Annotated in this window: 22 protein-coding genes and 1 pseudogene; 3 read left to right on the plus strand and 20 right to left on the minus strand. The window is 39.5% G+C overall.

Annotation, left to right across the window (positions count from 1 at the left end; translation table 11 throughout):
- Window positions 1-82: 82 nt before the first annotated feature.
- From Q5H80_RS18750 to Q5H80_RS18810, 13 genes and pseudogenes are all read right to left on the minus strand, one after another.
- The gene (locus tag Q5H80_RS18750; RefSeq protein ID WP_241820703.1) at window positions 83-466 is read right to left on the minus strand and encodes a hypothetical protein; all 384 of its coding nucleotides are present in this window, start codon (window positions 464-466) and stop codon (window positions 83-85) included.
- On the minus strand, window positions 451-981 hold the full coding sequence (locus Q5H80_RS18755; RefSeq protein WP_304569604.1) for a hypothetical protein: 531 nt from the start codon (window positions 979-981) through the stop codon (window positions 451-453). Before Q5H80_RS18755 ends, Q5H80_RS18750 begins: the two co-directional genes overlap by 16 nt.
- Window positions 971-1570 carry a hypothetical protein gene (locus Q5H80_RS18760; RefSeq protein WP_304569605.1) on the minus strand — a complete coding sequence of 200 codons (600 nt, stop codon included), beginning with the start codon at window positions 1568-1570 and terminating at the stop codon, window positions 971-973. Before Q5H80_RS18760 ends, Q5H80_RS18755 begins: the two co-directional genes overlap by 11 nt.
- Window positions 1571-1573: 3 nt before the next feature.
- Window positions 1574-3002 (minus strand): annotated as a pseudogene (locus tag Q5H80_RS18765) (PAAR-like domain-containing protein); the annotation flags it as partial.
- An 80-nt stretch (window positions 3003-3082) separates the two neighbouring features.
- Window positions 3083-3499, minus strand: a complete 417-nt coding sequence (locus Q5H80_RS18770; protein ID WP_122047604.1) for a hypothetical protein — start codon at window positions 3497-3499, stop codon at window positions 3083-3085.
- 50 nt (window positions 3500-3549) lie between these two features.
- Entirely contained in the window at window positions 3550-4119 is a 570-nt protein-coding gene (locus Q5H80_RS18775) for a hypothetical protein (protein WP_304569606.1), read from the minus strand.
- The gene (locus Q5H80_RS18780; protein ID WP_304569607.1) at window positions 4116-4922 is read right to left on the minus strand and encodes an AHH domain-containing protein; all 807 of its coding nucleotides are present in this window, start codon (window positions 4920-4922) and stop codon (window positions 4116-4118) included. Before Q5H80_RS18780 ends, Q5H80_RS18775 begins: the two co-directional genes overlap by 4 nt.
- Window positions 4923-4936: 14 nt before the next feature.
- Window positions 4937-6424 (minus strand): PAAR-like domain-containing protein, encoded by a 1488-nt coding sequence (locus tag Q5H80_RS18785; RefSeq protein ID WP_304569608.1) that lies wholly within the window; start codon window positions 6422-6424, stop codon window positions 4937-4939.
- A gap of 148 nt (window positions 6425-6572) precedes the next feature.
- Entirely contained in the window at window positions 6573-7364 is a 792-nt protein-coding gene (icmH, locus tag Q5H80_RS18790) for a type IVB secretion system protein IcmH/DotU (protein WP_304569609.1), read from the minus strand.
- Complete coding sequence (tssK, locus tag Q5H80_RS18795) at window positions 7361-8686, minus strand: type VI secretion system baseplate subunit TssK (protein WP_304569610.1); 1326 nt, start codon at window positions 8684-8686, stop codon at window positions 7361-7363. Before tssK ends, icmH begins: the two co-directional genes overlap by 4 nt.
- A gap of 11 nt (window positions 8687-8697) precedes the next feature.
- Window positions 8698-9198 (minus strand): type VI secretion system lipoprotein TssJ, encoded by a 501-nt coding sequence (tssJ, locus tag Q5H80_RS18800; RefSeq protein WP_304569611.1) that lies wholly within the window; start codon window positions 9196-9198, stop codon window positions 8698-8700.
- Entirely contained in the window at window positions 9191-10678 is a 1488-nt protein-coding gene (locus Q5H80_RS18805) for an FHA domain-containing protein (protein WP_304569612.1), read from the minus strand. The genes tssJ and Q5H80_RS18805 overlap by 8 nt, the downstream gene beginning before the upstream one ends.
- Before the next feature lie 9 nt (window positions 10679-10687).
- Window positions 10688-11290 (minus strand): hypothetical protein, encoded by a 603-nt coding sequence (locus Q5H80_RS18810; protein WP_304569613.1) that lies wholly within the window; start codon window positions 11288-11290, stop codon window positions 10688-10690.
- Window positions 11291-11979: 689 nt separating this feature from the next.
- Here Q5H80_RS18810 and Q5H80_RS18815 point away from each other — a divergent pair.
- The 3 genes from Q5H80_RS18815 (at window position 11980) to Q5H80_RS18825 (ending at window position 17283) form a co-directional block, all read left to right on the plus strand.
- The gene (locus Q5H80_RS18815; protein WP_304569614.1) at window positions 11980-13293 is read left to right on the plus strand and encodes a type VI secretion system ImpA family N-terminal domain-containing protein; all 1314 of its coding nucleotides are present in this window, start codon (window positions 11980-11982) and stop codon (window positions 13291-13293) included.
- Window positions 13294-13353: 60 nt separating this feature from the next.
- Window positions 13354-16746: a type VI secretion system membrane subunit TssM gene (gene tssM / locus Q5H80_RS18820; protein WP_304569615.1), complete on the plus strand. Its 3393-nt coding sequence runs from the start codon at window positions 13354-13356 to the stop codon at window positions 16744-16746.
- An 84-nt stretch (window positions 16747-16830) separates the two neighbouring features.
- Complete coding sequence (locus tag Q5H80_RS18825; RefSeq protein ID WP_017097132.1) at window positions 16831-17283, plus strand: Lrp/AsnC family transcriptional regulator; 453 nt, start codon at window positions 16831-16833, stop codon at window positions 17281-17283.
- 28 nt (window positions 17284-17311) lie between these two features.
- Here the strand turns inward: Q5H80_RS18825 and tssG are convergent, their stop codons facing one another.
- From tssG to Q5H80_RS18860, 7 genes are read right to left on the minus strand one after another with little or no spacing between them, the layout of a single operon-like run.
- On the minus strand, window positions 17312-18310 hold the full coding sequence (gene tssG / locus Q5H80_RS18830) for a type VI secretion system baseplate subunit TssG (protein ID WP_304569616.1): 999 nt from the start codon (window positions 18308-18310) through the stop codon (window positions 17312-17314).
- Window positions 18307-20055 carry a type VI secretion system baseplate subunit TssF gene (tssF, locus tag Q5H80_RS18835; protein ID WP_304569617.1) on the minus strand — a complete coding sequence of 583 codons (1749 nt, stop codon included), beginning with the start codon at window positions 20053-20055 and terminating at the stop codon, window positions 18307-18309. The genes tssG and tssF overlap by 4 nt, the downstream gene beginning before the upstream one ends.
- Before the next feature lie 10 nt (window positions 20056-20065).
- Window positions 20066-20476 carry a type VI secretion system baseplate subunit TssE gene (gene tssE / locus Q5H80_RS18840; RefSeq protein WP_029223832.1) on the minus strand — a complete coding sequence of 137 codons (411 nt, stop codon included), beginning with the start codon at window positions 20474-20476 and terminating at the stop codon, window positions 20066-20068.
- Between the two features lie 60 nt (window positions 20477-20536).
- On the minus strand, window positions 20537-22012 hold the full coding sequence (gene tssC / locus Q5H80_RS18845; protein ID WP_304569618.1) for a type VI secretion system contractile sheath large subunit: 1476 nt from the start codon (window positions 22010-22012) through the stop codon (window positions 20537-20539).
- Between the two features lie 8 nt (window positions 22013-22020).
- Entirely contained in the window at window positions 22021-22527 is a 507-nt protein-coding gene (gene tssB, locus Q5H80_RS18850) for a type VI secretion system contractile sheath small subunit (protein WP_304569619.1), read from the minus strand.
- An 18-nt stretch (window positions 22528-22545) separates the two neighbouring features.
- The gene (gene tssA, locus Q5H80_RS18855) at window positions 22546-24123 is read right to left on the minus strand and encodes a type VI secretion system protein TssA (protein ID WP_304569620.1); all 1578 of its coding nucleotides are present in this window, start codon (window positions 24121-24123) and stop codon (window positions 22546-22548) included.
- Window position 24124: 1 nt separating this feature from the next.
- Window positions 24125-26116 carry a protein kinase gene (locus Q5H80_RS18860; protein WP_304569621.1) on the minus strand — a complete coding sequence of 664 codons (1992 nt, stop codon included), beginning with the start codon at window positions 26114-26116 and terminating at the stop codon, window positions 24125-24127.
- Window positions 26117-26290: the final 174 nt, after the last annotated feature.

The following is a 26290-nucleotide window of genomic DNA, read 5'->3' on the forward strand; positions in this document are numbered from 1 at the left end:
GCTAAATCATATAAAAGTGGATTATATTAGCACCTAAAATGTGCATCCTCCGTGAATATTCTACATAAGTAATTTTAACAAATCAGTCTATCAAAATGTCCACACCATTTTTTTTGAAGAGAGATTCAAACAACAACTTACTAATATAGTATTTATTCTCACTTGAAATATATAAATACTCAATATGATCATTCTCAGATAATGATGATACAGGTTCAGCAATTATTTCACTATAGTCTTCTAAAGCCTCATCAACACACCCTCTTGAAGGTGATATCATTGAAGGCTCTAAAGAAACTTGTAAATTGCTCAACAATTTATCAAAACAAACATTTCTAACAAATATCCTTTTATTAAGATATTGATTTATGTATAAATCCGGTTCTACTTCAACAATTCGGTTAGAGCAGTTGTCGTGTTTATCTAAATCTTTAAGCTCTATAAATTCTCTCATGACAACATCCACTCCATAGTCCATTTACTTGCAGATATAACCTTGCCTGATTGCAAATCCCCACCATTAAGAACGTTATTAATAAAGCTTTTATGAAACAAGTATGTCATTGAATCTTCAGATGGTTTAAATATAATCCTTTTTTCTATAGGTATTGATGAGAGCATTTCAAAGTCTAATTTATCCCCATCAATTATATCTATTACGTTACCGCAGTGAATATATATATAATCTGAGCCATTTACAGAGGCAGGAACGGCTGAGCATTTATAAAGATAAATTGATTTTAATTTTCTGTAAAAATCAACACTTAATAATATATCATTTGAAACGTAGACGTCAAATATAGGCTTAATTTTTTCTGTAGATATAAAATCAAAGCATTTAAAAACAACTGGGGTGAATGAAGCTACAGTTCCATTTGAAAGAATATCAAAGTCACGTTCATCGTCATAACTTACGATGTAATTTACATTTTTATAATTCTCACTGACAATGAAATAATCATCTGAAATTTTATGTGTCATACTTTAAGCCCTTACCAAAGTTCTCTAATTCAAAAACAGTTTTTAGTCTATTGTTATGTTTCATACTATCTATAAGGGGAGATAAGTTATAGCCATGATACCTTTCTACGCAAGACTTTGACTCATATTTCTTTTTCTCGATATTATCTGTGATCTCTCTACATCCAGGACCATTCTCCCTGTAATCTTTGCCAAATTTGTGAAGAAGCAAGTTAAAACTACTAATCCATTCCAATTTTATGCATGATAGATAATCTACATTAACTAGTACTTCTTGACTCTCAGATTCAGTATCACCAGGGCAAGTCCCTTTTCTACGAAGTAGTTTCAACATAGTCCCATATTTAGTCTTGGATGCAGCTTTGACTCCTGAAACAGAAAGAATGTGATGACCGGTAACGGAAACTTTTTCGGAGGCCTCAACATACCAAGGGTGAGCCGAAGGATATTTGTTTGGTTCACTGATTTTGTTAGCTGAACGCCAACAACTTCTTCTCTCAAAGTCGTGCCTTTTACCTGTTTTCTTTAAACTTCCTTTATTATTTCCAGAGTAAAGTTTAATTCTTTCGATTTCCATTAGTGGAGTCATTTTTTATTTCCTTTTCGACCCTAGCCTAGCCTTACATGGATGTTTTTTGCTTTTTTTATTTTTCCTACATATTTTGCAAACATACTCAGCCTTGTCATTCTCTTCATTTGTTTTGCTAGCATTTTTACCAGACTGTGCGGTCTCACCAGAGCCATGCTTTACCTTCGCCGGATATGCTCTCTCACTCTTACCCAAAATTCGCGCAAACAATTGGTCAAATTCACCCATCGCTTGTTTTAGTTTATCCGGCACCATTTTATCGATGATTTTCACTTCATCGGCCAACTTTAAGAAGTATTCTGCTAATTCGTCTGCGCCCATGCGATTGGCGTAAGAAGCAAGCTCACTTGCTACTTCGATACAGGGCTTTAAAACATCCGACACAATGTTGCTCGCCTGCTTGGCGTAATCAACCCAATCTAATGTGCGTAAGAACTTTTCTGGCTCGCCTTTACCCATACCACGAAGTACCTCTTTCGATGTGCCCTTACCACCTTTCAAAGCAACTTTACATGTACCTTGAACTGCACTACCAAACGTTGGGATACAACCAATCAAAGTCAGAGACAATGCCAACCAATTTTCTGGCTTCTCTCGCTCTTCTTCACTTAATAATGTCATGATATTGGCTGAGAGATCTCGCACATCCGCTGCTTGGTCTACTACGGGGAGCATGGTCAGCGCTGTGTTGGCTATGATTTGCTCTACCGATGCGTCATCATTGAAGTCACCTAAAATTACCCCCCAGATCCAGCTAGCTGCCCCTGACATTCTCTTCCAAGAGTTTTCCCAGAAACCATTCACCTCGCTTTGCTTCTTCAATAATTAATTGGGCATTCGCATTTGGATTGAAATTAGGGTTGGTTTTAGTTGGGATGTTCGGCATGAACTCACGACTGTCTTCACCATAGTCAATGTTAAATTCGCCGGGGGCAACACCACCCACCGAAGCTTTGCCTGCATTATCTAATGTGCCTTCAAAGACTGCGCCGGTTTGATCGACCAGTTTATATGTCGCACTTTGAACAGGCTCCCCATCTGAGTATGAAAGAAACAGACCAACCGTATACGTCCCTTCTTGCTCTTCGGTTACTGAAACCGAAGGATTTTGCGCACCACCCAAACACATAGTGTTGGCTTTGTTCATCGTCATTTGATCGGACAAGCGACATACGCCGGCGCCTTCAAATTTAACGGTAGGAGACGCCGATATGAATTCTGCCTCGGCTTCAATGGTGCCAGAGGAGACACCCTTTTTATCACCACCGGCATCGCCAGTACTGGCACTGAATTTACTGCCTTTAATAGCAATGCTATTACCACCATCCATAGAAACGGTAGTGGTGCCGCCTGCTAAATCAGCGGACTTTGCATTATTGCCATAGGAAATAGGTACAACAGCGTTGCCGACTGTTGTTAAACAAACATCAGGGGTGTATTACGTTCACTTAACTCAAAATACACCGCAACTAAACGCAAAAAGCGCCTTACGGCGCTTTTAATTCTGACGGTCTAATAACGACCATATGGAGCTGTGGTATCATACCATATGTCGACGCAACCAGCTGATTTCAGGTCTTTAACGAAGTTCTCACTGATATATAATTCATTATTCTCGTTAAAAACAAAAGCATATTTTTCTTCTACTTCTAAATCTGTCAGGGTTGGAAATTGTAAAAGTTCAATTGTTTTATAATCATCAAACTGTCTATCATAATCGTCAGGATGACTACCAAAATCAAAATTACTATCCCAAGCATCCTTTCCTTCAAGCCACGATTCATTCAACTTTTCTAAAATTTCTTCCCAAATTACGAATCGGATAGTATTGTCAAAAATAATAAATAAGTCAGGGTTAGAAAAAACCATACCTGGTCTTTTTTCTGGTAGAACATTGCTTAAATTTTCTTTAATAAACTTAATATACATATTACTTTAAGATTGTTATTTAAATAAAAATAATTCAAATTTGATTTCATCTATCTAAAGTCTGAATAGCCGTCTGCCGGTATAAATTCCACACCGACTAGCTTAGAATTTTTTATTTTTTCAACTAAATTTTTATGGAAAAAAACACACTTCAACCAACCAGGATCTATCACTATCTGTCTTCTATCTACTGGTATAGTCTGAATTAGTTTTTCATCTAATATAAGATTAAGAATACCACTAATCATCTCATCACCATCAGAATCCTTTCGGTACCTCTTGATCTTACTTTCGGATCTATCAATCAACTTAATCTCGTTGACAACTTGTAGCATAAGAAAATCATGCTCACCTTTATCATGAAGTTTAATATCGACCCAATTAATCCCAAAAATGTTATTCAAATTTAATTTCGAAAATCCATTTTTCTTAATCGAGAAATTTGGCATCTCAAGTATATCTGGGATTTCATAATCATCTTGTGGAAGAAATTCGACTATCAAGGGAACAGGTGCTTTAGGGTAAGTAAAACTCGTTAAGGGCACTGAATCGATGTGTTCATCTGGAAAACAGTAAATTGGGGAATTGACACACTCTCTTGCAAAAAAATATTCACTCATTTTCCAACCTCAAGTTTTCTAGGTTTCATCGTCTTACCTTTTACATTCTTTATATTGTGTTTTTCTTCCGGTAGCTTGGAAGTTCTACTTGGGCATGCGCTTCTTGATTTACTCTTGCTTTCTATATTACTTTCGCCTGCACAACCTATGTCACTTGCCGGAGAGTAATCATGACCAAAAGTTGAAATTGTATATAAAAAGCTATCTAAACACACTAAAATGTCTTTAGAGACGTCGTCTAAATCAGACTGAAAAAGTCTTTTTTTCCCTGATTTGCAATAATAACCTCTTCTTGCACTTTCTTTTACACTTTTAATATCTCGATTAACTGACTTTATATACTTTATATCATCCAGCCGCAACTTAGATGCTACAGGGTCAGGAACCTTTGTTACCGGAATTGATGTAGGTTCACCACTTTCAGGATCTGAACTTGTTTCCCAAAACTGTTCTTGCTTGGTCTTGAAGTCCAAGCCTCCACCATGGCCAGACTTATGGACGTGTGTATTGACTTGACAAGCGATATCCGTTTTGGAAGGGAACATTACCCCATTTTTCCAGGTGTTTATATCATACTCATATGCTTCTCTGTATTTTTTCCAGTCTGGAGTATCTAAGTTTTTAGTTGTTATGATGTGGTGAGCCTGAAGTCCGAACTGTCCGTCATCCCCTTTCAAACGTCCATCCGCCCATAAATGTTTATTGAAGCCCGACTTATAGTGCTTAGATTTGATGGATTTTGCTAACGCAGCCCCTGAGCCTTTTACAAGACTGTGTTTTTTTACAGTTGAGTTTTTAGCCATGATGGTATTGACCTCTAATAAGCATCACATTTTTCAGGTTTCTTCTTACAAACAGGACAAATAATTTCATCCTTATCTTTTTCTTGATTCGCCTTACTGGTACTTTTACCAGACTGTGCGGTCTCACCAGAGCCATGCTTTACCTTTGCTGGGTATGTTTTCTCACTCTTGCCCAAAATTCGCGCAAACAATTGGTCAAATTCACCCATCGCTTCTCTTAGTTTATCCGGCACCATTTTATCGATGATTTTCACTTCATCGGCCAGCTTTAAGAAGTATTCTGCTAATTCATCTGCGCCCATGCGATTGGCGTAAGAAGCAAGCTCACTTGCTACTTCGATACAGGGTTTTAAAACATCCGACACAATGTTGCTCGCCTGCTTGGCGTAATCAACCCAATCTAATGTACGTAAGAACTTTTCTGGGTCGCCTTTACCCATCCCACGAAGTACCGCGAGTAAAGTGTCTTTCGATGTGCCCTTACCACCTTTCAAAGCAACTTTACATGTACCTTTAACTGCACTACCAAACGTTGGAACACACCCAATCAAAGTCAGAGAGAGTGCTAACCAATTTTCCGGTTTATCGCGCTCTTCTTCACTTAATAGTGTCATGATATTGGCTGAGAGATCTCGTACATCCGCGGCTTGGTCTACGACGGGGAGCATGGTCAGGGCTGTATTGGCTATGATTTGCTCTACCGATGCATCATCATTAAAGTCACCTAAAATTACCCCCCAGATCCAGCTGGCTGCCCCTGACATTCTCTTCCAAGAGTTTTCCCAGAAACCAACCTCACCTCGTTTAGCTTCTTCAATAATTAATTGGGCATTCGCATTTGGATTGAAATTAGGGTTGGTTTTAGTTGGGATGTTCGGCATGAACTCACGACTGTCTTCACCATAGTCAATGTTAAATTCGCCGGGGGCAACACCACCCACCGAAGCTTTACCTGCACTATCTAATGTGCCTTCAAAGACTGCGCCGGTTTGATCGACCAGTTTATATGTCGCACTTTGAACAGGCTCCCCATCTGAGTATGAAAGAAACAGATCAACCGTATACGTCCCTTCTTGCTCTTCGGTTACTGAAACCGAAGGATTTTGCGCACCGCCCAAACACATGGTGTTGGCTTTATTCATCGTCATTTGGTCAGACAGGCGACATACGCCGACGCCTTCAAATTTAACGGTAGGAGAAGCCGATATGAATTCCGCCTCAGCTTCAATGGTGCCAGATGAGACACCCTTTTTATCACCACCGGCATCGCCAGTACTGGCACTGAATTTACTGCCTTTAATAGCAATGCTATTACCACCATCCATAGAAACGGTCGTGGTGCCGCCTGCTAAATCAGCAGACTTTGCATTATTGCCATAAGGAATAGGAACAACAGAGTTGCCGACTGTTGTTAAACAAACATCAGGAAGCGTTGCGTTCGCTTCTCCTCCCGAGCCTTGATGAACTACGCTGAGTCCATTCGCACAAACTGTTACGGCCATAGTAAATCCAATTAAATTCCAATGAATGCATGATAAAAGAGATCGCAGGCTGTAATCTCTCTAAGTACGTAGTTAAAATGAAAGTAGAGCCTGTTATTTCGAGCCTAATTTTAAAAATGGACAGCAGATCTCATAATTAAATCTAATGCTACTGATATACATCTAGAAGCTGCTGAAATTTCAGGTCAATAACCAAGTAGGTCACGACATACATAACGCCAAAAATGGCAGTACTAACACCAAGAATTAGCTTAGGTGAAACAACACGTTTAAGCGGTTTTTTTAAGTACTTCGCCTTTAAATTAACTAACGTTACTTTTTCCTGCTCGGCTAAACGTTCATCTCGGACTAGACGATAGATGGTGCTTCCTATCTCTGAAAGCTTTTCGTTACCACGGTCTTCTCGACCATATTTTCCTTTGAACCCAAGTTGAAGTAATAGATAAAGGAATTCGATGACGTGTCTATATTTTCGTGGGTCAGCTTTCAAACGCTCTAAAATAGTGAAGAATTTATCGCCACCAGATGTTTCGTTATGGAACTCAGACAATAAGCTATTGGTACTCCAGTGGCTATTAGCACCCCACTCTTGCCTACACACAGATTCATCTATTGCAGCACATAAGCAATAGCGAATGACCAATATTGATGCCCGATCCAACTCCATTTCATTGAGCTTTCGTTCGCCTTTGCGAATTTCTCGTGCGATTTGTTCTCTGAAAGAGCTAGGGTCGTCCAACCAAGGGATAGAAGACATACATGAGAGACTGGCGATTAACCAGGTAAATTGATCGACCAATGGGTTAACCCCCATGCTCTCTATATTTAGGTCTCTTACCGCAATATTCCTAGATAAATCAGGTGCAGGCATCACCTCCATTGGTTTACCTGGTTCTGGTTGGAACAGTACTACGGTGACATCGTTTTCGACGTAACTCATAAACGCACAGCCCAAAGTTGTAGTGATAAGTTCGCGAAGTCACCAGCAATATGGACAGCGATGGCCGCTGCGTTATTCAATGTACTCCATTCATCGCTCGCTTTATCCAATTCAAAATAGGTGTAACCTGCATGGTAAGGTAACGCTCGAGGTACCACTGGCATTGGTTTCATTTCTATGCCTGGCAGTTGTAAGTTGATCAAATCGCGAATGTTGTCGATCGAACCAATCTTAGTTTGGCTTACAAACTGTGTATGTAAAATATCAAGTGGCACGTCTGCTTTAACCGCAAGAATAAACGTCGTAGATTCGACGATCTTACTATCTGGGATTGCTGCCGTTCGAATTCCGTAGCTTTGCTCTCTCAATGTTAAAGGTATTGCTCGTTGCTCTGACATCACGCTTAGCGTCATTTTTGCGCTATCAAGCGCACGAGATAAACAATCAGTCAATTGGCGGTGGTTGTATTTTGTAAACTCTTGCGGTCTACGAGATGCTGAACACAATGTAGACAGTTCACCTTCAGCTTGTAACAGGGTTCGATAAAACGACTCGGGATGAACACCTTCTACACTAGCAAAATGCCAGAATAACGGTTCATAACGATTTAAGGCTTGTAACAACATAAAATCAGCAACAGATGATACTCCCTGTTGGTCAACCACACCTAAACGCTGAACAATCGATTCTGCTCTGTGTTTTAGCATTGAAGCAAATTCTGTCACGAACTTACTCAAAACTGTAGAAGCGTGTATATCGATGCATGTCGGGATATAGTTCTCATCCAGAATAATGCTTCCATCTGGCTTGACTTCCGAAATTTTTAAAATAGGAATGGATGTATATGCACTCTTATCCTCGTGATCGTACATCAAGAAAAAGTTAAGCTTACCCACCACAATACTTGCCATGTCTTCTGATTCATAACATGAATCGACGGCCTCTTGGCTTTCCATGTTATAGCGAGCACCATCGCCGCTTGCGCCAAACAGTTCCGAGCGCTCTGATGGCAATGGACAACACAGGTACACCACTTTATCCGCAATAGATGCGTCAACATCTCTTACTTCGGGAAGTTCGGCAAGAAGCGGTAAATCAAATGGCGTGCGGTCTTGTAATATACCTTCTGCACGTGTGATCCCGATTTTGCCCAAAGCCAATAGCTCGGTGTTAATCTCGATTTTGTTCACTCCCCAATGTAAAGGAGAGCTGTTAGAGCTAAGCATGTTAGATAATTTGCTTTGAGACCTATCTAGCTGTTGGAAGTGCTGAGGCTTCATGAACATACCATCTTGCCAAACAACTGGGTTATATAAAGACATTCGTCAATTCCTTAAAAATACGTCTGTTCAATACCGCGAGTATTGTTCGAAGATAATTCGCTACCCTCTACTTTTAATCTTAGGAAGTACTCACTTTGCTCTTCGATCACTTCGACCTTACGCCAAGATGAACCATTAATATCTCTAAATGCGACAGAAAAACCTAGCGCTCTAGTTGTTGGGTCTAGCTCTAACAATTCATGCAGCTTATCACCGGGTTGCAGCTGATATTCGTACCGTTTGATGTACTCATCGCCCAAGGAGGCCTTATCATTTTCGAATAGAGCAAAGAAGTCCAAACTACGGAACATAACGGGAGACGTTAATTCGTGAATTCTCAAAATGACTGGCGATGATTGCCCTTGTTCGCGTATATTTAGGTGTTCTGACGCTTCAATAACTAGTTCAATCGAAGAAGTTTCCGGCGTTATTCCAGAAGATTCTTTGAACTGTTCCCACATTGAACAACCTGATAAAAGGAACAAGATAATAGGAGCTATTAGTTTATGCATGATTCGTTTTTGCAACCTTATTGTATCGTTCTTTAATCAACGCTTTGAATGTCGATTCATGGAGTTGACGAGTATTCTGGTCATAATGTTCTCCGTACTTTTGCCATAACTTTGATTTACTTAGAAAACGGGTTTCTTGGCTTAATACATCTTCAAATTTTTGGGGGTCGTTCACTTTTAACTGATCGAACACAAGGTCGTTAACTGTTTTTAAATACAAAGCGTCATGTTCATCAAGCTCATCCAAAATCTGTTCAATGAGCTCATTTGGAGCTAACAGGTTTTGATTGTTTAGGGTTAGCATTAACGTGGTTAAGCTAAGCTCATTCTTAGTAAACGAGTTTTCGTCTGTAAGTTCTTCAACACCCTGTAATTTTTTGTACAAATTATCGATACACAATCGTAAACACGCGCCCATTTGCTTAAAAAATAGAGCGTCATGATTTGAATCAGTTTCTATATCTGCACCGAGCCCTTCGAAGAATGCATGTGTTATGTTCTCAGATGAAGCCTCACTCAGAGCGATATTGTTCTGAGATCTACTTTCGCTTTCCGAAGACAGCTCTTGAGTCTCAACATGTGGGACAAACTCTTGTGTCACCTCCTCCCATTTATGACTTTGTACATTCGCAGAACTTCGGGTACTAACAACAGATTGCACTGGAATCGACGTATGCTTGGGAACAGAAGAACGTTCAATAGCGCTTTCAGGGTTGCCGTTTAAATCGTCATCATGAATAGGTTGTACGTAACCCGGTATTTCTTCCTCGTTATTAAGATTATGTGCATGAAGAGTAGCCGAGGCCTCTTCATCTAATCCCATCCAATCTTCAGGAATCAAATTAGGTAGGTCAAATTCAGAGTGAATACTTAAGCTATCATCAACAATTTGCCTTTGAGGTTCTGTCGATGTACTCGCAAGGTTTTTATCATTGCTTTCATCCCTAACAAGATAATCGTCGTCTCTTTGCATCGAAAATTTTAAATGCTCAACGGGATCATGACTGTCTACGTCGTCAGGTTTTGTTTCCATAAAAAGGTCTTCAAGTGCGCCAGGTTCAACATCCTCTTCAACAACTGACTTTTCCAAATTCATTAGTGGATCGGTGGAATCTCTTTCTGGGGCGATTTCAGAGGCAATATCGTATGATGTTGTGATCAATTCTAGCGATATACTAACTTCATACTGACCAAGGGATACCCTATCACCATCACACAATGAGACAGGTTGATTCTTTAGGATCTTATTACCATTCACCAACGTGCCATTTGTACTGACATCACTAATGTAATAGGTGTCTCCATATATACTCAATAAACAATGCGTACCAGATATAAATCGGTTGTGATCCGTTAATGTTACGGTACAGCCAGCTTCTCGTCCTAAAGAGCCTCCTTCTTCAGGCATCTCTATACTCTTAGCACCAACGTACTCTTCAGGGCACTTCGAGATCACCAAAATCAGTTGATTTATTCTCATGAATTACCTTTAAAACAGAAGAGAAACACTAAACTCAATGCCACCCAAACCCTCGTTATAAAAAGGTAAGATGTATGAAGCTTGAGGGACTATTTGCAAGTGGGCGTCAGGGTTACTACCCAATTTAATTACGCTACCTAGAGTGACAACAGCTCCGGCTTCAAATTGGTCGATGTCCTCAAGTTGTGCTCCATACCTAAAGCCTTGGTCATCGACTTTCCAGCGGTTAGAGTATTGTGAATAACCCAAAGATAAACCAGCGCCAATATACGGCGTAAATATTGACCAACTTCCTAATGCGAATTGGGGTACAATGCGAAATTCGTAGTTAGTCACCTCGTTGTAAACACCATTACTTGGGGCTTCGATGTCTTCGGATAAATAATTTAACCCTAACCACCAGCGCCATCTGTTGTTGCTTTCATCAATAGGACGAGTATGGACTAAGCCGTATCGCAATGTATCGACTTGTCCAGTCGTTCCTTCTTTGTATTCGATACTATCAATGTTCAGCATATTGACTGAACCACCATACCTTTCGCCCTTTGCTATCACGATAGATGAAAAAAGGCACATAGTGGATATTAGACCGATTTTACTTAGCTTTCGCATGCTTCCCTCCGAATTCGTCCATATATTAATTAGATGCGCAAGATAGCAAGTATTATTTCTTTTACAAGATGGAGAACACGTTGCAAGCTAATTTCGACGTTATGACTAGCAAAAAAAACGATATATCTATTAGAAAGTGCAATAAGAAATCAGTCAAAAAATGGCATTTTAGAATTAGAACTATCAATAATAGAAAAGTTAAGTGTTAAGAAAAAAATAACTGAATGGGTAAGTGGAAATATGGGCAATTTTCGCTCACAAATTTAAAACAAACATGCATACGTTTTTGTAAATAGCGTAGAGTAATTCCTTAGGTTTTTAAATTAGGTATCCGCCAACATTCAAGATAATGATTAAATGCGCCAACACCTGTTCACTTAACAAGCACAAACATTATTAGTAATACGCGTACGACTTCACAAAAATAATGTCAATTTAATGATTAAAATCATTGAAAGTTCAAATAACAAACAATTATGATGTGCGGTATTTTTTTTAGTTTTGTGATCCCGATCGCACACGGGCTATATTCATAACATTTCAAACCGTTTGATATTCAAATTATTCATTTTAACTATAGAATCATTTAAAAAATATAATCATATAGCTATATTATAAATCATGCGGGCTAGTTTTCTTGGTTTCGCTGCTTTTAGATTTCATTGTATATACAGTTGGATATTAAGATCATGCTCTCGTCAGATTTTACAAGACGCCCCATTGATGAAGAAAAACCCTACGGAACCAATCCTAACGGGTTAGATGAATTCACAGAGATAAAGCGCCAAATTAATAACATAAACAAGGTCACAGGCAGAGTTTCTTGGAAAAAAGTCCAGACTTTGTCGAAAGAAATACTGTCCAAAAACAGTAAAGATTTCCGTTGTAGCTGTTATTTTACTGTTGCCGCTACGCACAACGAAGGCCTGAAAGGTTTAGTTGAAGGGCTTAACTCTATCTTAGATTTGTGTGTCATTTATTGGTTCACCGCATATCCAGAGGTGACAAAATCAAACGCAAGGATCGGAGCGATTGATTGGATGGTCGAACACACAGATAAACGAATTAAGTCCATAAAAACAAGTTCCGACGACATTCTATTGATCGAAACATGCCACCGTTTATGTTTGAGAATAGAAGAAGAGCTCAGACTACATTACGGTATAAAAGCGCCTTCACTAGGGGGAATTCGTCGAACCTTAAAGCAATGGGTTGATGAGCATAAAGAGAGCGAAGCAAAACTCTTTGAAGCAGAAAACACAAAAAAACTCCGCGTTTCGGAAGAACATAAAAAGGCAATACCAGTAGCTCAGCCATCAACCATTAAAATTAATGTGTCTAACAACAAGCCTAAGAATGCAGTTGAAGTCGCTGGAAAAGCGACCTCGAATTATTTAGTCATCTACCTTCTCGTTGGGTCTCTAATTTTGGCTTTATCCTCTCATTTCATTTATAAACAATATCAACGAAAAGAGTTGGCTAGACAAATTGTTACTTCTGATATCCCACAACTGAATGAAATAGTACATTCACTAAAATATGAATACGCTTCGATTTCTGATGATGTAAGGCCTAGTGTCGTCAATCAATTAGATGAATTAATGAAAGATTGGGGTTCCGATCCAATTAAAGTGTACGAAATCGATACTCTTAATCAATTGACTATTGATTTAACTAAGCTTTACCCAGACTCATCATCCGTCTTACGTTTACGAAACGAATTCACTAATGAGCAACAAAAGCTAAACGCAGATTACATAAAACTTCATAGACGCTTCTCAAACGCGAGAACTGTGTTTGCAAATGCAATTAGAGGAAGTGAAAGTCAGAAAACAGCACAAGCTTACGAATACAGCAACTCCCTTTTCCCGTTGATTGGCCGTATTGAATATGCAGAAAAAGAAAAACAACAAAAAGAGCTGCAGAAATCTCTTCAAATACTCAACGTCTATTTACACAAAATTAAAAACTTAGAGTCTGAGCTTAAAGCTATTAAACCGTAACATTAAGAAAACGTCTTACGGCCAAATCATACAACAAACTTAAAACAACGAAATAGGCTTATGTTAAAACACAAACTAATGAGAAACCCTGTTGTTATATCAACGGTGGTTTTTCTCTTTCTTGCAGCTACGATCGCTGCTACTTATATCCTTTGGCTAGATATAACAGACAAGTTTTACCTTTGGGTTGCTTTAGGCGCTGTCACACTTATCTATTCGTTGTTTCAGGTGACACTGTGGCTTAAGAAAAAAAACAACACTAAAGCGTTAAAACTTGAAACAGAGGAAGAAGCTCTAGCTATGGTAATGCGCCCTCTTCTTTGTCGTTCAAATAAAAAGCCAATATATTTGATGATTGGCAATAAACATGCGGGTCGAACTCAGTTCCTACTCAACTCTAGTGCAATCAAACCGATGGATCAAACTCGTACCGCAAAGAATGATTTTTTCGAATGGTATGAATCTGACTCTGCTGTATATATCAAACCGGCTCAACGACTGTTATTTCAAGAAGTATCAAGTAATGACAGCGCTTTATGGAATGCGTTTGTAGATGAAGTCATTACACATAAACCAAGAAAGCCATTTTCTGGTTGTCTATTCTTTATTGATTTTGAATTTCTAATTATCTCTGAATCGGAACAAATAGATTACACATTAACAGCTCTTAACCATCGATTAGAATCAGTAAGTGACAAAACATCATCAGCAATCCCTCTTTATCTAATGATGTCTAAGCTCGATAAACTAGAAGGTTTTAAGGAGTACATTCACTTTAGCTCCCTAAAAACATCGGTCGAGTTTCTATCAATCCCATTGAAGGAAGCTAAAGGAGTATTCGTTGAATACTATCACGACAGTTTTCGAAATTTAGTCAAAGTGATGGAGAGTAATGCACTGGATTCATCTTCCCACTCTCACGACGTAAATGAAAAGCAAGCTATATTAGCTTTCCCTAAACAGTTTGAGTTATGTCAAACTGAGATCGCATCAGTAATAGAGCGACTCTCAGAACTGAATACTGGGTCCTATTCACTTGATATCCGCGAAGTGTTTTTTATATCGAATATCCAAGGTGGCAGAAAATACAACCTATTGGCAAAGAGCTGTAGTAACTACTTCAATTTGCCGATCATTGCTTCAGAACATACACAGCTAACTGAAACGCCCTATTTCACTCGCTTCTTGATGGACTCTCAAATCCTCCCAGAATCGGACTTTGCAGGCGAAAACAAAACTTATCTTAGAATGATCCAGCGACAAAGTCGCTTTGCTGTTGCTGTTTCTGTCGTTTTGCTTGCAAGTGGTGCTTACCTCTTTTCAACGACTTTAAATAGCAATTTAAGAGTGATTAACCAACTCATTGGGATTGACGACTCACAATCTCTAGATCAAAGAGATAAATCTTTTGAAAGCTCACTTGAAAATGCAATCCAACTCATACAACCATCTTATCAAGCATGGCTTAGTGGATCACATGCGTTAGATAGTGAACTTTTAAACCTAAACGTTAGCCGTCTCGATGAAAGCACAAAAATCGCTTACAACGCCCTGATCACGCAAATTAGAACGCACCTAATGCCGGCAATTGAACAGGGATATCGTTTACAGCTAACACATGACCAAGACAACGTTAACAATGCACTGCCTTTGCTCAAAGGCTACTTAATGTTAAATGACCCAAGCAAGCGAGAGACAAAATTTCTACGTCAACAAACGATGTCAACACTAGAAAAGCTAAGCACTCAACCAGAAACGATTGCAAGCGTAATGAAGTATTTAGACGCCTATCTCCGCACGAATTTTGAGCCAGTATCAATAAACATGAATATTGTTCGCGCGACAAGACGATCGTTGCTTTCTCATTCAAACGTAGATTTGGTTTATGCTAGCTTATTACAACAAGCTGGTGATATCGATTTAGGCACTTTGAACCTACAACGAGCGGTTGGTTTTGACTTCAACAATGTTTTCAACGATAACTTAGATCCTGCACGGTTAGAGATCGATAAAGTTTATACGTCAACAGGTTTCAGTACTTTTTATCGCCCTCGCGTCGATTTAATGTCTCAACAGGTTATCACTGATAATTGGGTTCTTGGCCTATCAAACCACGTAATTCCTACTGACAAAGAGCAAGAAAGCTTCAAGAGACTAGTAAGGAAGAAATATACCGATGATTACATTAGTTATTGGCGAAATGCTTTGAGCGAGTTGAAAGTAAAACGTTACAACAATGTAGGGGAATTGACTAACGCTATTGATCTAATTTCCGGGCCATCTTCCCCAATGACAACCATTTTAAAACAAGTTTATACAAACACACAATTTTCACCTATAGGCCAACAAAGTCTGTTGATGGCCAAGGTTAACCCAAAACTTGCCAGTGCGGCAAAAGCGGCTCCGGGTCTCGTTGAAGAAATGGTACAACCCGATTACTTATTAATGAAAAGGGTTGAACAGGCATTTCATATCCTGAATCAGCTGCAGATCAATGAAACTCCAAATTCTCCCACTCCATGGGATGAGACGATAACCGCACTGAGTCGAGTTCGTACTTATATGAAGGATATTGCCGACGCACCAGATCCTCAAATGGCCGCGCTGTCAGCAGCGCAACATAGAATGGGGAGTACTGAGGCAGATCCTATTATTCGTTTAAAACAGATCGCTCAAAAATCTCCCGAGCCAGTAAGAAGTTGGCTTTTAGACGTAGTTAACCAGAGCTGGTCCGTGATGATTTCTGAATCATCAAAAGGAATACAAACTCTTTGGTATAGTGAAGTATATAGCAAGTTCAAAGAATTAGGCTTAGGGAAATACCCTTTCGATTTAAGTGCAACTGAAGAAATTTCAATCGATGACTTTGAACTTTTATTTGCACCAGGGGGGTTACTAGATGCATTCATCGTCAAAAACTTCGCACCTTTTTACGACACAAACCTATGGACACCAAAGCAAGTAGAAGGTGAAACGATGCCGCTCTCACCTGAGTTACTCGTTCAGCTTAGAAATTATAATGTAATTAGAGATACGCTAATCAATAAAAGCACAAACCGACTGTATCTTCCTTTTAGCGCAAAAGTACTTGACCTGGACTCTAGTGCCATCAGAGCAAGCTTGAAGATAGCAGACTCAAATATCAATTATTACCATGGCCCTAGCAGAATTCGAGAACTTGAATGGCCTCCTCAAAATGGAGACTTCAATATAAGCATCACAATACAAGACGTAACAGACGAGGGGAAACAACACGTACTGAATAAAAATGGTCAATGGGCTATCTATAGGTTATTTGGAGACTCTACGTTGACAAATACCCACAACGGCAGCTTCGTGAGTGATATAAAAGTATCGGGCAGAGACCTAAGCTTACGAATTACTCCTTTAACTCAGAGAAATCCGTTTACGTTAGCGGAACTATATAACTTCACTCTACCTGAAGCCATATAGTAAAAATACAAATACAAATACAAATACAAATACAAATACAAATACAAATACAAATACAATAATTATTCGGCAAAGGCAGAACACATGATGTCAAACATTAGTTTACAAGGCTTAGACAAACTAGATCGCAAAATTCTTTCGAATCTACTCTCAAATGGACGCGAATCGATTGCTAATTTATCTCGAAATATAGGCTTATCACGCACAGCTGTCGCTGAGCGTATCAACAGACTTGAAAAAACTGGTATTATCAAGGGATATACGGCGCAAGTCAGAGTAGAAAACGACGGAAGAAAGGCAGCGAGTTACCTCCTAATTTCTTGCGAGAAAGGTAAAAAGAATGATGTCAGTGATGCACTAAAAGAATTACCTGAAGTTAGGCTGACCAGTATCGTTGGTGGTACATATGACATTATATCTTTGATTGAAGCCCCCGACTTACAATCAATACACCATTTATGCAACGAGATAGAGTCTTTTCATGGTATCCGCTCTCTTAATACCACCGTTGTCTTACACCAACCAATTAGTCGTTAAAACAAAGCCGCTCTTATGAGCGGCTTTTTCATACGCCTCCAATCACCCTAATCTTGGCATCTTTTTCACTTGCTTGACCTAACCATAAGGTCTGACCAAGGCTAGCTCCATTTCCTTGGCCAAGCTGATTCTTAGGGATCGAACCTATATCAACAGTAAGCCTTAGATCCCAAGACATTGGGTCACGGAGAATAAAGCGCATCAAGCCAACTAGGGTGGTATGAAGCTCTTCCCCGTAGGAAAACTTACGGTACGTCTCAAAGTCGATATTGTCGATGCAGAGGTTAAATTTCCCGTTAAGGTCTGGGATACTCTTACCTAAATGTAGATTTGAACCTAAAGTACAATTCATTCTATTTAATTGATTTCTTTGACATTCGGCAATATTCACTCTCCGAAATATCCACTCTTCAATTCGGACACTTGGTAATGAAAAGTAATGCGCCACAATACCAGAAATCAGTTTAGGCGATCGTGTTCTAGTAGACAGTTGATTAACGTAAGACAAAATCTTTGCACGATCTAGTCCTATCGCTTCTGACTCTTGAATAACATTAGACAAGCCAGCTAGGTGCAATATTCGTCCAGAGAACTTGTCCGCTGCACCACTTTGATACTGAACATGATAACGATACTTTTTCCAAACACGATAAATTAAGCTGGTATATCGATTATGGAAGAAATCAAAAAAATCTTTGACCGGATTATCATCAATATCTCTACCAACTAACTTTTCGGTGTAATTAGCAGGTAAAGGAGAACTAGAGCCGTGCAAACCCAAAAAATTAGTTTCGATTCTAGAATATTGCTCATCAGCTCTTTCCATGTGACTGATAAATTCCATGTCACTTTTAGGGAAACATAGATTTGGTGAAACGCTGAACGCAATCCTCTCTTGACGAAAGTACTTATTTTCGCCAACCGCTACAAATTCACTGCCCGGCAAAAGTTGATAATGCTTCTCCAATAACAGCACAGCTTGAAAGAAGCTAAACTCATTGGTTTTGTTTGCTAATACATCAATCATAAGATCGTTTGTTGCCCGGTTAAGCTCGCCCAATGATAGCTTTCTCCACGTTGTTCATCGTATACTTCTAACTCTGTAAATGAGTTAACGCTTGAATATAGTCGTATGAACTCGTTCAGTACATTCGCCATCAAAAACATATCGCCTTCATTTACAAAAAAGCTAGAGTTCATCATTAACTTAAGCTGATTACCTCGTACCGATACCCCTCTAAAAACTCTATCGATAGGTTTCATTTCTGATGAAATAATTCCGTCAAGCCTATGTAATGAAGCTCTGTGTGCTTGCCTATCGACTCTAGAGTGAAAATCGTATGTCGAGAGTAAAACTTTAAGTACATCGATGTTAGAGAGAGATAAATAGTTGAGAGACATATTTGCAATTAGTTGCCATTGGAGCTCTCCGTTGACTTGAGGGCTAACAGATTGTGTAGGTTTAGTGATGTTGCTAAAAGTAGCGTAAGTTGGTGATTTATGTGTTGTATATATAATATCCCCGACAGACAATCTTTCAGAAAGATCTGAATTACTACACTGTAACTTCATCAACACTGTTTCAGAACCTAGATCTGCGATATCACCATTGTGTGTATGGAAAGAAATAAAACGTTCAAGTCCTCTCCCACTCACTCGCTCAGATACTTTAGATTTGTAAAAATCACGCTTATCTCTCTGGTTGATTTGATGCTCAAAAGACTCAAACTCTATAAGAGGTTTTCGGCGCCTTTCATTTTTACTCCAGCTTTCTACTTGGTCTATTGAGTAAACTTCGTAATGATCTTGATTATTACTTTGTGGTCTTACTTTGTATTCATTACGACGGTGCTCGAGCCTGATCGGGTCCCCATCTTTTTCGAATAGGTTGACGGCAGGGGTGCAATGTAGCCTTAAGTGCTTATCTTTCAGGACGACTTCAGCTGGTAATGCTCTCTTAAAATGAAACTTCAGATTTACAGTACTCTTTTGTGGGATCCCTTTTAACCACTCAAGGCCTGTGACATCAAAGAACATAAATTTCTCAGGTAACGAAAAGTATTCTTGTAGCAATCGATAACCGGCAAATGAGTTTTCGCTATAAGGCAATATTGCCTCATCGTCTTGGTAACCAACCGGCTTAACAAACTCAGGTCCTAGTTTACGTTTATATGCACCGCCAACATCAAGCTCAACATAATCTAAGTATCTAAATATCCACAGAAATAGAATTCTAGTTATATGAATCTCACCATGTAAATGAAACCTTAGCTTATCTAATCCAATACGTGATAGTTCTAAGCCATGTTCAGTAGCCAGTGTTACATCAACCGAAGAGCTTGTTCTGCTGTTACTTTGTTCGATACTTGTTATTTGTAGCGGGAAGAGCTCTACGTCATAACAGGTTCTAAATAAGCACTGCGTTCCTTCAACTTGTTCGCTAGCCATCTCAGCTCCGCGCCTCACTACCGTCTTTTCCGTAACACTTCCTAAATGTGGCGTTAACTCACTAATGCACAACGACGGAATAGAACGCATATAATGTGGCCACAATAGCGTCATCAATGATTGGGTCAACTCTGGAAGTTCGTCGTCGATTTTTTCTCTGATGCGGCCAGTAAGGAACGCAAAACCTTCAAGAAGACGCTCGACATCAGGATCGAATGTCCCTTCGGACAGAAAATTGGTCAGTTTAGGATTGTATTTGGCAAACTCACTGCCGGACTCTCGTAGATATGTGAGTTCATCTTGAAAGTATTTACTGTTACTCAAGGGGCACCTACTAAACGTTAAATTGGCCGTCAGTTCCCATATAGACGTCAATGGACATCGGAACTTTCCCACCGTTATGTAAGACTTCTCCGCAAATGCCAAAGCCTAATTGAAGAGGGTTATCGTGATTTTCTCTATAATGAACTTCTACATTTCGTAGCCGAGGTTCGAAGCTTTCAATAGTGGAAGTGATGTTCTTTTGGATATGGCGAACTAAGTTAGTATTGCTCGAGAGAACATCGTTGAAATCAGGTAAGCCATATTCCCCATCGATCATTGCATTTCCCGAATGAGTATTAAGTAGATCGGCAAGGTGTAGATGAATGGATTCAATCAAATGTTTATGTGAGACTACTTTCTCATAACAGTTTTTAGGTTCACCTAGTTCAATTCGTTCTAGTAATCGGTAACCTTTTTCCATATATAACTCTAATAAAAAAGCAGCCAAGAAATCTGGCCGCTTATTAATTTCCAAAACCTATTATTGGTCTAGTTTACCAACCAAAGATAGGTCAAAGCTTGCACCCATGTACTTGAAATGCGGGCGAACAGACATTGATACTTTGTACCAACCTGGGTCACCCTCAACATCAGACACTTCAACTTTTGCCGCTCGCAATGGTCGACGACCACGAACTTCTGCTGGCGGGTTTTCTTGATCAGATACGTATTGACGGATCCATTTATTTAGCTCGACTTCAAGGTCTGTACGCTCTTTCCAAGACCCTATTTGCTCACGCTGAAGTACCTTGATGTAATGGGCTAAGCGGTTGATAATAAACATGTAAGGTAACTGAGTACCCAACTTGTAATTCATCTCAGCTTGCTTACCTTCAGGCGTATTCGCAAACACTTTTGGCTTCTGTACTGAGTTTGCCGAGAAGAACGCTGCATTGTCAGAACCTTTGCGCATTGTTAACGCCATAAAGCCTTCTTCTGCAAGTTCGTACTCACGACGGTCAGAAACCAATATTTCAGTTGGGATCTTAGTTTCGATCTGACCCATCGCTTCAAAGTTGTATACCGGAAGATCGTTAACCGCACCGCCGCTTTGAGGTCCAATGATATTTGGACACCAGCGGTATTTTGCAAACGACTCACTGATCTTTGAAGCCATCGCGTAAGCTGAGTTGCCCCAAAGGTAGTTATCGTGGCTATCCGTAACCATTTCATCGTAATCAAACGCCTTAATTGGGTTATCTTCAACTGAATATGGAGTACGAAGCATAAAGCGTGATGTACACAGGCCTACATAACGTGCGTCTTCGTGTTCGCGGAACCCACGCCACTTAGTATATTGAGGACCTTCAAATACCGATTTCAAATCTTTTAAATTTGGTAATTCTTCATAAGAATCCAAACCAAAGAATTGAGAAGAAGCCGAAGTAATAAATGGTGCATGAGACATAGCTCCTACATTACCCATATATTCCATCAACTTAATATCCGGTGAAGAAGCTGACAATTGGTAGTCACAAATAACAGCGCCTACAGGCTTACCGCCAAATTGACCATACTCACGAGTATAGATCTGCTTGTATAAACCGGACTTAACTACTTCAGGGGCATCTTCAAAATCGTCCAGAACTTCGTCTTTCTTAGCCGAAATAAGTTCGATTTGAATATTCTCACGGAAGTCCGTGTGATCAACAAGATATTTGAGCCCGCGCCATGTTGATTCAATAGCTTGAACTTCTTCATTGTGTAGTATTGCATCAACCTGCTTAGATAATTTCTGGTCAATCTCAGAGATCATCAAATCAACTAGCGATTGATCTACTTTTTCTACTGTTGAGCTGCTTAACAACTCACCAATGAATGCTTCAACGCCACGCTTTGCAACGTCAAAACCTTCGTCGCTAGGCTTGAGGCGAGTCTCATTTAGAATGCTATCCAGAAGTGAGCCTGATTCAACTAGAGCTGCTTCTTGTTCTGGTGCTTGTACTTCTGCCGACATGGTATTCCCTACTCTGCTTTTTCGCCTTGGTCTGCACCAATGCTAAGTTCATCCAAAAGTTTCTTTCTTGCTTCTTCATCTTGAAGAACAGCTGCTATCTTTTTACGGAAAGCAGGTACATTTCCTAGAGGGCCTTTTAATGCAACCAAGGCTTCACGAAGCTCTAATAAGCCATTTAATTCTGGAACTTTCTTCGCAATAGACTCAGGAGTAAAGTCCTTCATATTTTTAAATGTAATATCAACACCAATTTGCGCGCCTTCTTCGTCAGAAAGTCGATTCTCAACGTTTGCTTTGATATTTGGCGCGTAGCCTTCTAATACTTCGTTAAAGTTGTCTTTATCGATATTAATAGGATTACGCTCTTCGATCGGTGTTTCATCTGCGCGGGCAGTAAAATCACCGACAACCATCATACTTAGAGGCAGTTCAACATCTTCAGACGCATCGCCTGTCGCTGGAACATAACGTATATTAATTCGCTCTTTCGGAGCCACCGAGCCATCACGTGACATAATTAGTCCTTTTCTAATTTATTGCTGGTCATAAATTGTTCCCCATTCGCTATATATCTCTGGTAGAAAATCTTTATTTCGATACAGTTCCCTAAGAGTTTTTTGAATTAAATGCTCTAAGGAGAAAAACAAATGAGGTTCCCAAATTGATAGATTTAATTCTTTGCTGACTTCCCAATTTTTTTCCAAGTAAGGCAAGCACAACGGATATAAACCAACATTTTGGTAGGCTTTCACTAACTTCAAATGCAACATAAACTGCCCACGACCGGAGTTATCCAACTCAAGTTTTTTCGACAGTTCAGCGACATACATACCCAAATCTTCTAGGGCAATATCCTCCATCTCTGACAAATCATCTTCAGAAACAACAATACTTTGAACAATTGAAGAGTTATCCGAAGACGAACTATTACCTGTAGATAACCAAGTAATGGTTGCTTCATCTGCAAATGGAATAGAATTTTTAAAAAATAGGCTTTCAATTCCATTAAAAGAATTGATAAACCTCCTTGTTTCTTGTTTAACGGCCGTTGCAGCTTCGCCATACCCAAGATTACTCAACATTGAATAAACAAAATAATGTCCAGTCAGCCAAAAGGGCGCATCGGTCAGAGTTCGTTCGAGACGTTTAATTGTGTCAATATCACTTTCTTGATGTGCTTTGTCTCGATACTCAACTTGCTGATCTAACGAAACCGCTAAACTCAGCTGAGTAACATTTTCTTGGTGGTCTGGTAGACCGTCAACGTCGAACCACGTGAGATGACGATAAATCCGATATCCTAATGCTTCTGTCGGATTAGAATGCATCATCATTTCTGCAACTTTTTTTAACGTACGCTTTGATGCTGTCGGAGACGAAAAATCCGTGTCAACGTCAACGAAGTTAAGTTCACTGGACGAGATCCGTGTTTTATTTGACAAGGCTTGAGTCAAAGAAGAATCTAAAGGTGGTTGAGCATCGACACCTTTCACTTTCTCGGACTTTCCACTCGCTTCGGTCAACGGACCTGTATCAACCGCCCTGTCTTGACCCAATATCTCTTCGCTTGGAGATGCGTTCTGCATCAACTGATTTAGCTGAGTTTTTATTTCAAAAAAGTCCGCATCAGAATCTTGAAATATTTGGTCAAATTGGCGCTGAATACTTTCGACTAATGTCACACAACGTGAAAGTGCTTCCCAATTCAAAGATTGGGTAGACAATTTAGTCGAAACAAGTTTAATTTGATGGTTTAACCATTCAACTGCACCATCTCTACCTCGCTTACGTTTTGGATATAACTCGCCCCCAAAATGGCTTATTGATTCGTTGAGCAAAGATAAACCTTCGTCTAGCCCAGCGACTCCGTTCTCTTCAACCAAAGCTCGAATCAAATAGCAAAGCGCTTTAAGATCCTTACTATGTTGACTTAGTACCTCAATTGAATGGACCTTTACTATATGCCAGTCAACAGTCTCACCAAACAATGAGCCAAATTTTTTAACTTCAGTTTCCATCATTTCGTAGCAAAACTCATACCTAGCGTCCTCACCCGTTGGAGAGACTCCTGGTATTGGTGCTAATAACGTTTCTGTATCGATCAAACTCAAGTTAACCTCGGCTTTCAGAGTTGTAACTTCTAATTGCTCGCTCGATGGCTATTGCACCTCTTGCGGGTTTAGATAACTGATGGCTCTTGTCAATTGAGTCACTTGCCATACTATTTAAAATTTCGGTTATCTCTTTAAACTTCTTAGGAGCATTTGTCTCTAGATCGACTAATGAATCATGGAGTTTTTGTGTGCCAAAAACAGATTGCTCAGTCACCGTACTGAACAAGATGAATTCACTTCGTGCCACTTTCAGTGCTCTTACTTTTGCCTTTAATTTAGGCGTATTGCCAAAAAATGATTGCGCGGCTTCTGCCTCATCAATAGCTTTAGAATAATAATGTTGCTCCGCATTATTCTCTATTGAGAGATCTATTCCGTTCAGCACTTTCTGGGGTAAAACATGGCTATAAAAATAAGCTTTTGATTGACTTATTTTCCAAGCGGTTTCAATATCGCTATCAGCAACTTCTGACTTACCATCTAGTATCAAATCGACCAAACGTTGTTCGTTATTTCCATCAAAACTTGCAATATTTTGTGACTCGATGGTTGCCTGATTAAGGCTTGCCATCGCGTCCGTCAGCGCTTTGTCTGCATAAGGAAATAGTGACCCGTCGCTGTTTAATTTCTCTCGCAAAGAAACAAGCTTCTGTCGGATATACTTCAAAGTTTGAGGGAGTTGGTCAACCGTTCTTTCATATTGACTTAAATCCGATTCGTAGTTTTTGTACAACTGAGCTAATTTGCCCTGCTGTACTTCATAGGCTTCTCGGTAAGGAGCTGTCGAGACGACATCTTTTTCCATGTCTTCTAACGCGAATTCAATATCCCACGGTGATTGAGCCAAGAAAGACGCGGTCTGTGCAGGTTTAATCGTACTTACTAGATTACTTGTACCGTTGCTCGATTTAACTATCGATTTCCATTCAGGTTGGGTCTGGTTATACAAATAAGTTCCTGTGATAATTGCAACACACAAAACCAAACTCGCTTCTAAATAGCGAAGTCGCCCAGTGTGAATTCTATCGATAGCACTATGTTTTGTTAAAACGAGATCGGCGTTACGTAAGCTACTAAACAAAGGGGCGCTAACTTCAGTCTCAAACTTTTGAGTATCTATCTTAGCTAATTGTTGTGCGAACGAAGTAGCCGTGTATCTGTGCTGTCTTGGGTTGCCAATAACTTCTTTAATTAACTTCCATACATGATTAGGAATTTGAGCAGGTCGTTTCTTTGCTTTGAGTTGCGTAGCCCAAGCATCGCCAAATACTGCACCAAGAAATAAATGGCCGGTCAATAACGCGAGAGAATAAACATCATCTTGTGGTTGAGCCATTCCAGATTTTAAAAACGCGGGAGATGCGTAGCTCATGCTTGCTTCTGCATAAGTGTTTGACTCTCCAACATACCGAGCCGCACCAAAGTCAATCAATTTAACGTAATCAGACTCTGTAACGATGATATTTGACGGCTTAATATCTAAATGGCAAACACCTCTGGTGTGCATAAACTCTAGCGCACCAGACAATTGGTAGATCAACCATGCAATATGATCATGCCGAAACCCTTTGGGAGTATGGCGTGCCATTTTCTCAGCTAATGATTCTCCCTGAATCCAATGATACATAAAGTATGGTCGTTCGAACTCTTTCCCTATTTTGATAAAATCAGCGACACTTGGGTGCTGAGACATTTCAAGTCGACTGGCCTCACCGATGAGTAATTCATGTGCTACGTCAGATGAATTCTCATTTAGAACTTTGCAACAGACCTGTTTTTCAGGGCTTCCTTTTTTCGCTAAATGATAGACAGTCGTTTTGCCATTTTTTGAAGGTAATGTATCTAAAACGTCAAATTGAGAAAAAATCACATACTCTAACTTAGGCTTATTTTTATTAGCCAAGTTCTGAGCTTGCTGATTTTTCTTTTCGATCGCTTTCACAACCAACTTATCTAGATAACCTTTGGCTGTCCCTTGCTTTTCTGGCACGCTAAACTCTTTATCAAACGAAATAAATTAATGTAGAATAATAATTACTGTCTAATACCCTTTTCAATAGCAGTATTAAAAAACCTCGGTAAGACTATTACTTTAGTTATTATTACTAAATAACCACGCATAATAACAAACTCATTGACTACCAATTGTTCATTATTTTCCGAT

This window comes from Vibrio sp. SNU_ST1 (assembly GCF_030563405.1).
Taxonomy (GTDB): domain Bacteria; phylum Pseudomonadota; class Gammaproteobacteria; order Enterobacterales; family Vibrionaceae; genus Vibrio.

Coding starts and splice junctions, on each gene's coding strand:
- Q5H80_RS18785 (WP_304569608.1), bottom strand. CDS start 6,424: ATGGCCGTAACAGTTTGTGCGAATGGACTCAGCGTAGTTCATCAAGGC.
- icmH (WP_304569609.1), bottom strand. CDS start 7,364: ATGAGTTACGTCGAAAACGATGTCACCGTAGTACTGTTCCAACCAGAA.
- Q5H80_RS18760 (WP_304569605.1), bottom strand. CDS start 1,570: ATGACTCCACTAATGGAAATCGAAAGAATTAAACTTTACTCTGGAAAT.
- Q5H80_RS18775 (WP_304569606.1), bottom strand. CDS start 4,119: ATGAGTGAATATTTTTTTGCAAGAGAGTGTGTCAATTCCCCAATTTAC.
- Q5H80_RS18815 (WP_304569614.1), top strand. CDS start 11,980: ATGCTCTCGTCAGATTTTACAAGACGCCCCATTGATGAAGAAAAACCC.
- tssC (WP_304569618.1), bottom strand. CDS start 22,012: ATGTCGGCAGAAGTACAAGCACCAGAACAAGAAGCAGCTCTAGTTGAA.
- tssE (WP_029223832.1), bottom strand. CDS start 20,476: ATGGAAAAAGGTTACCGATTACTAGAACGAATTGAACTAGGTGAACCT.
- Q5H80_RS18780 (WP_304569607.1), bottom strand. CDS start 4,922: ATGGCTAAAAACTCAACTGTAAAAAAACACAGTCTTGTAAAAGGCTCA.
- Q5H80_RS18755 (WP_304569604.1), bottom strand. CDS start 981: ATGACACATAAAATTTCAGATGATTATTTCATTGTCAGTGAGAATTAT.
- Q5H80_RS18805 (WP_304569612.1), bottom strand. CDS start 10,678: ATGAGAATAAATCAACTGATTTTGGTGATCTCGAAGTGCCCTGAAGAG.
- tssG (WP_304569616.1), bottom strand. CDS start 18,310: ATGATTGATGTATTAGCAAACAAAACCAATGAGTTTAGCTTCTTTCAA.
- tssM (WP_304569615.1), top strand. CDS start 13,354: ATGTTAAAACACAAACTAATGAGAAACCCTGTTGTTATATCAACGGTG.
- tssJ (WP_304569611.1), bottom strand. CDS start 9,198: ATGCATAAACTAATAGCTCCTATTATCTTGTTCCTTTTATCAGGTTGT.
- tssK (WP_304569610.1), bottom strand. CDS start 8,686: ATGTCTTTATATAACCCAGTTGTTTGGCAAGATGGTATGTTCATGAAG.
- Q5H80_RS18770 (WP_122047604.1), bottom strand. CDS start 3,499: ATGTATATTAAGTTTATTAAAGAAAATTTAAGCAATGTTCTACCAGAA.
- tssB (WP_304569619.1), bottom strand. CDS start 22,527: ATGTCACGTGATGGCTCGGTGGCTCCGAAAGAGCGAATTAATATACGT.
- Q5H80_RS18825 (WP_017097132.1), top strand. CDS start 16,831: ATGATGTCAAACATTAGTTTACAAGGCTTAGACAAACTAGATCGCAAA.
- Q5H80_RS18810 (WP_304569613.1), bottom strand. CDS start 11,290: ATGCGAAAGCTAAGTAAAATCGGTCTAATATCCACTATGTGCCTTTTT.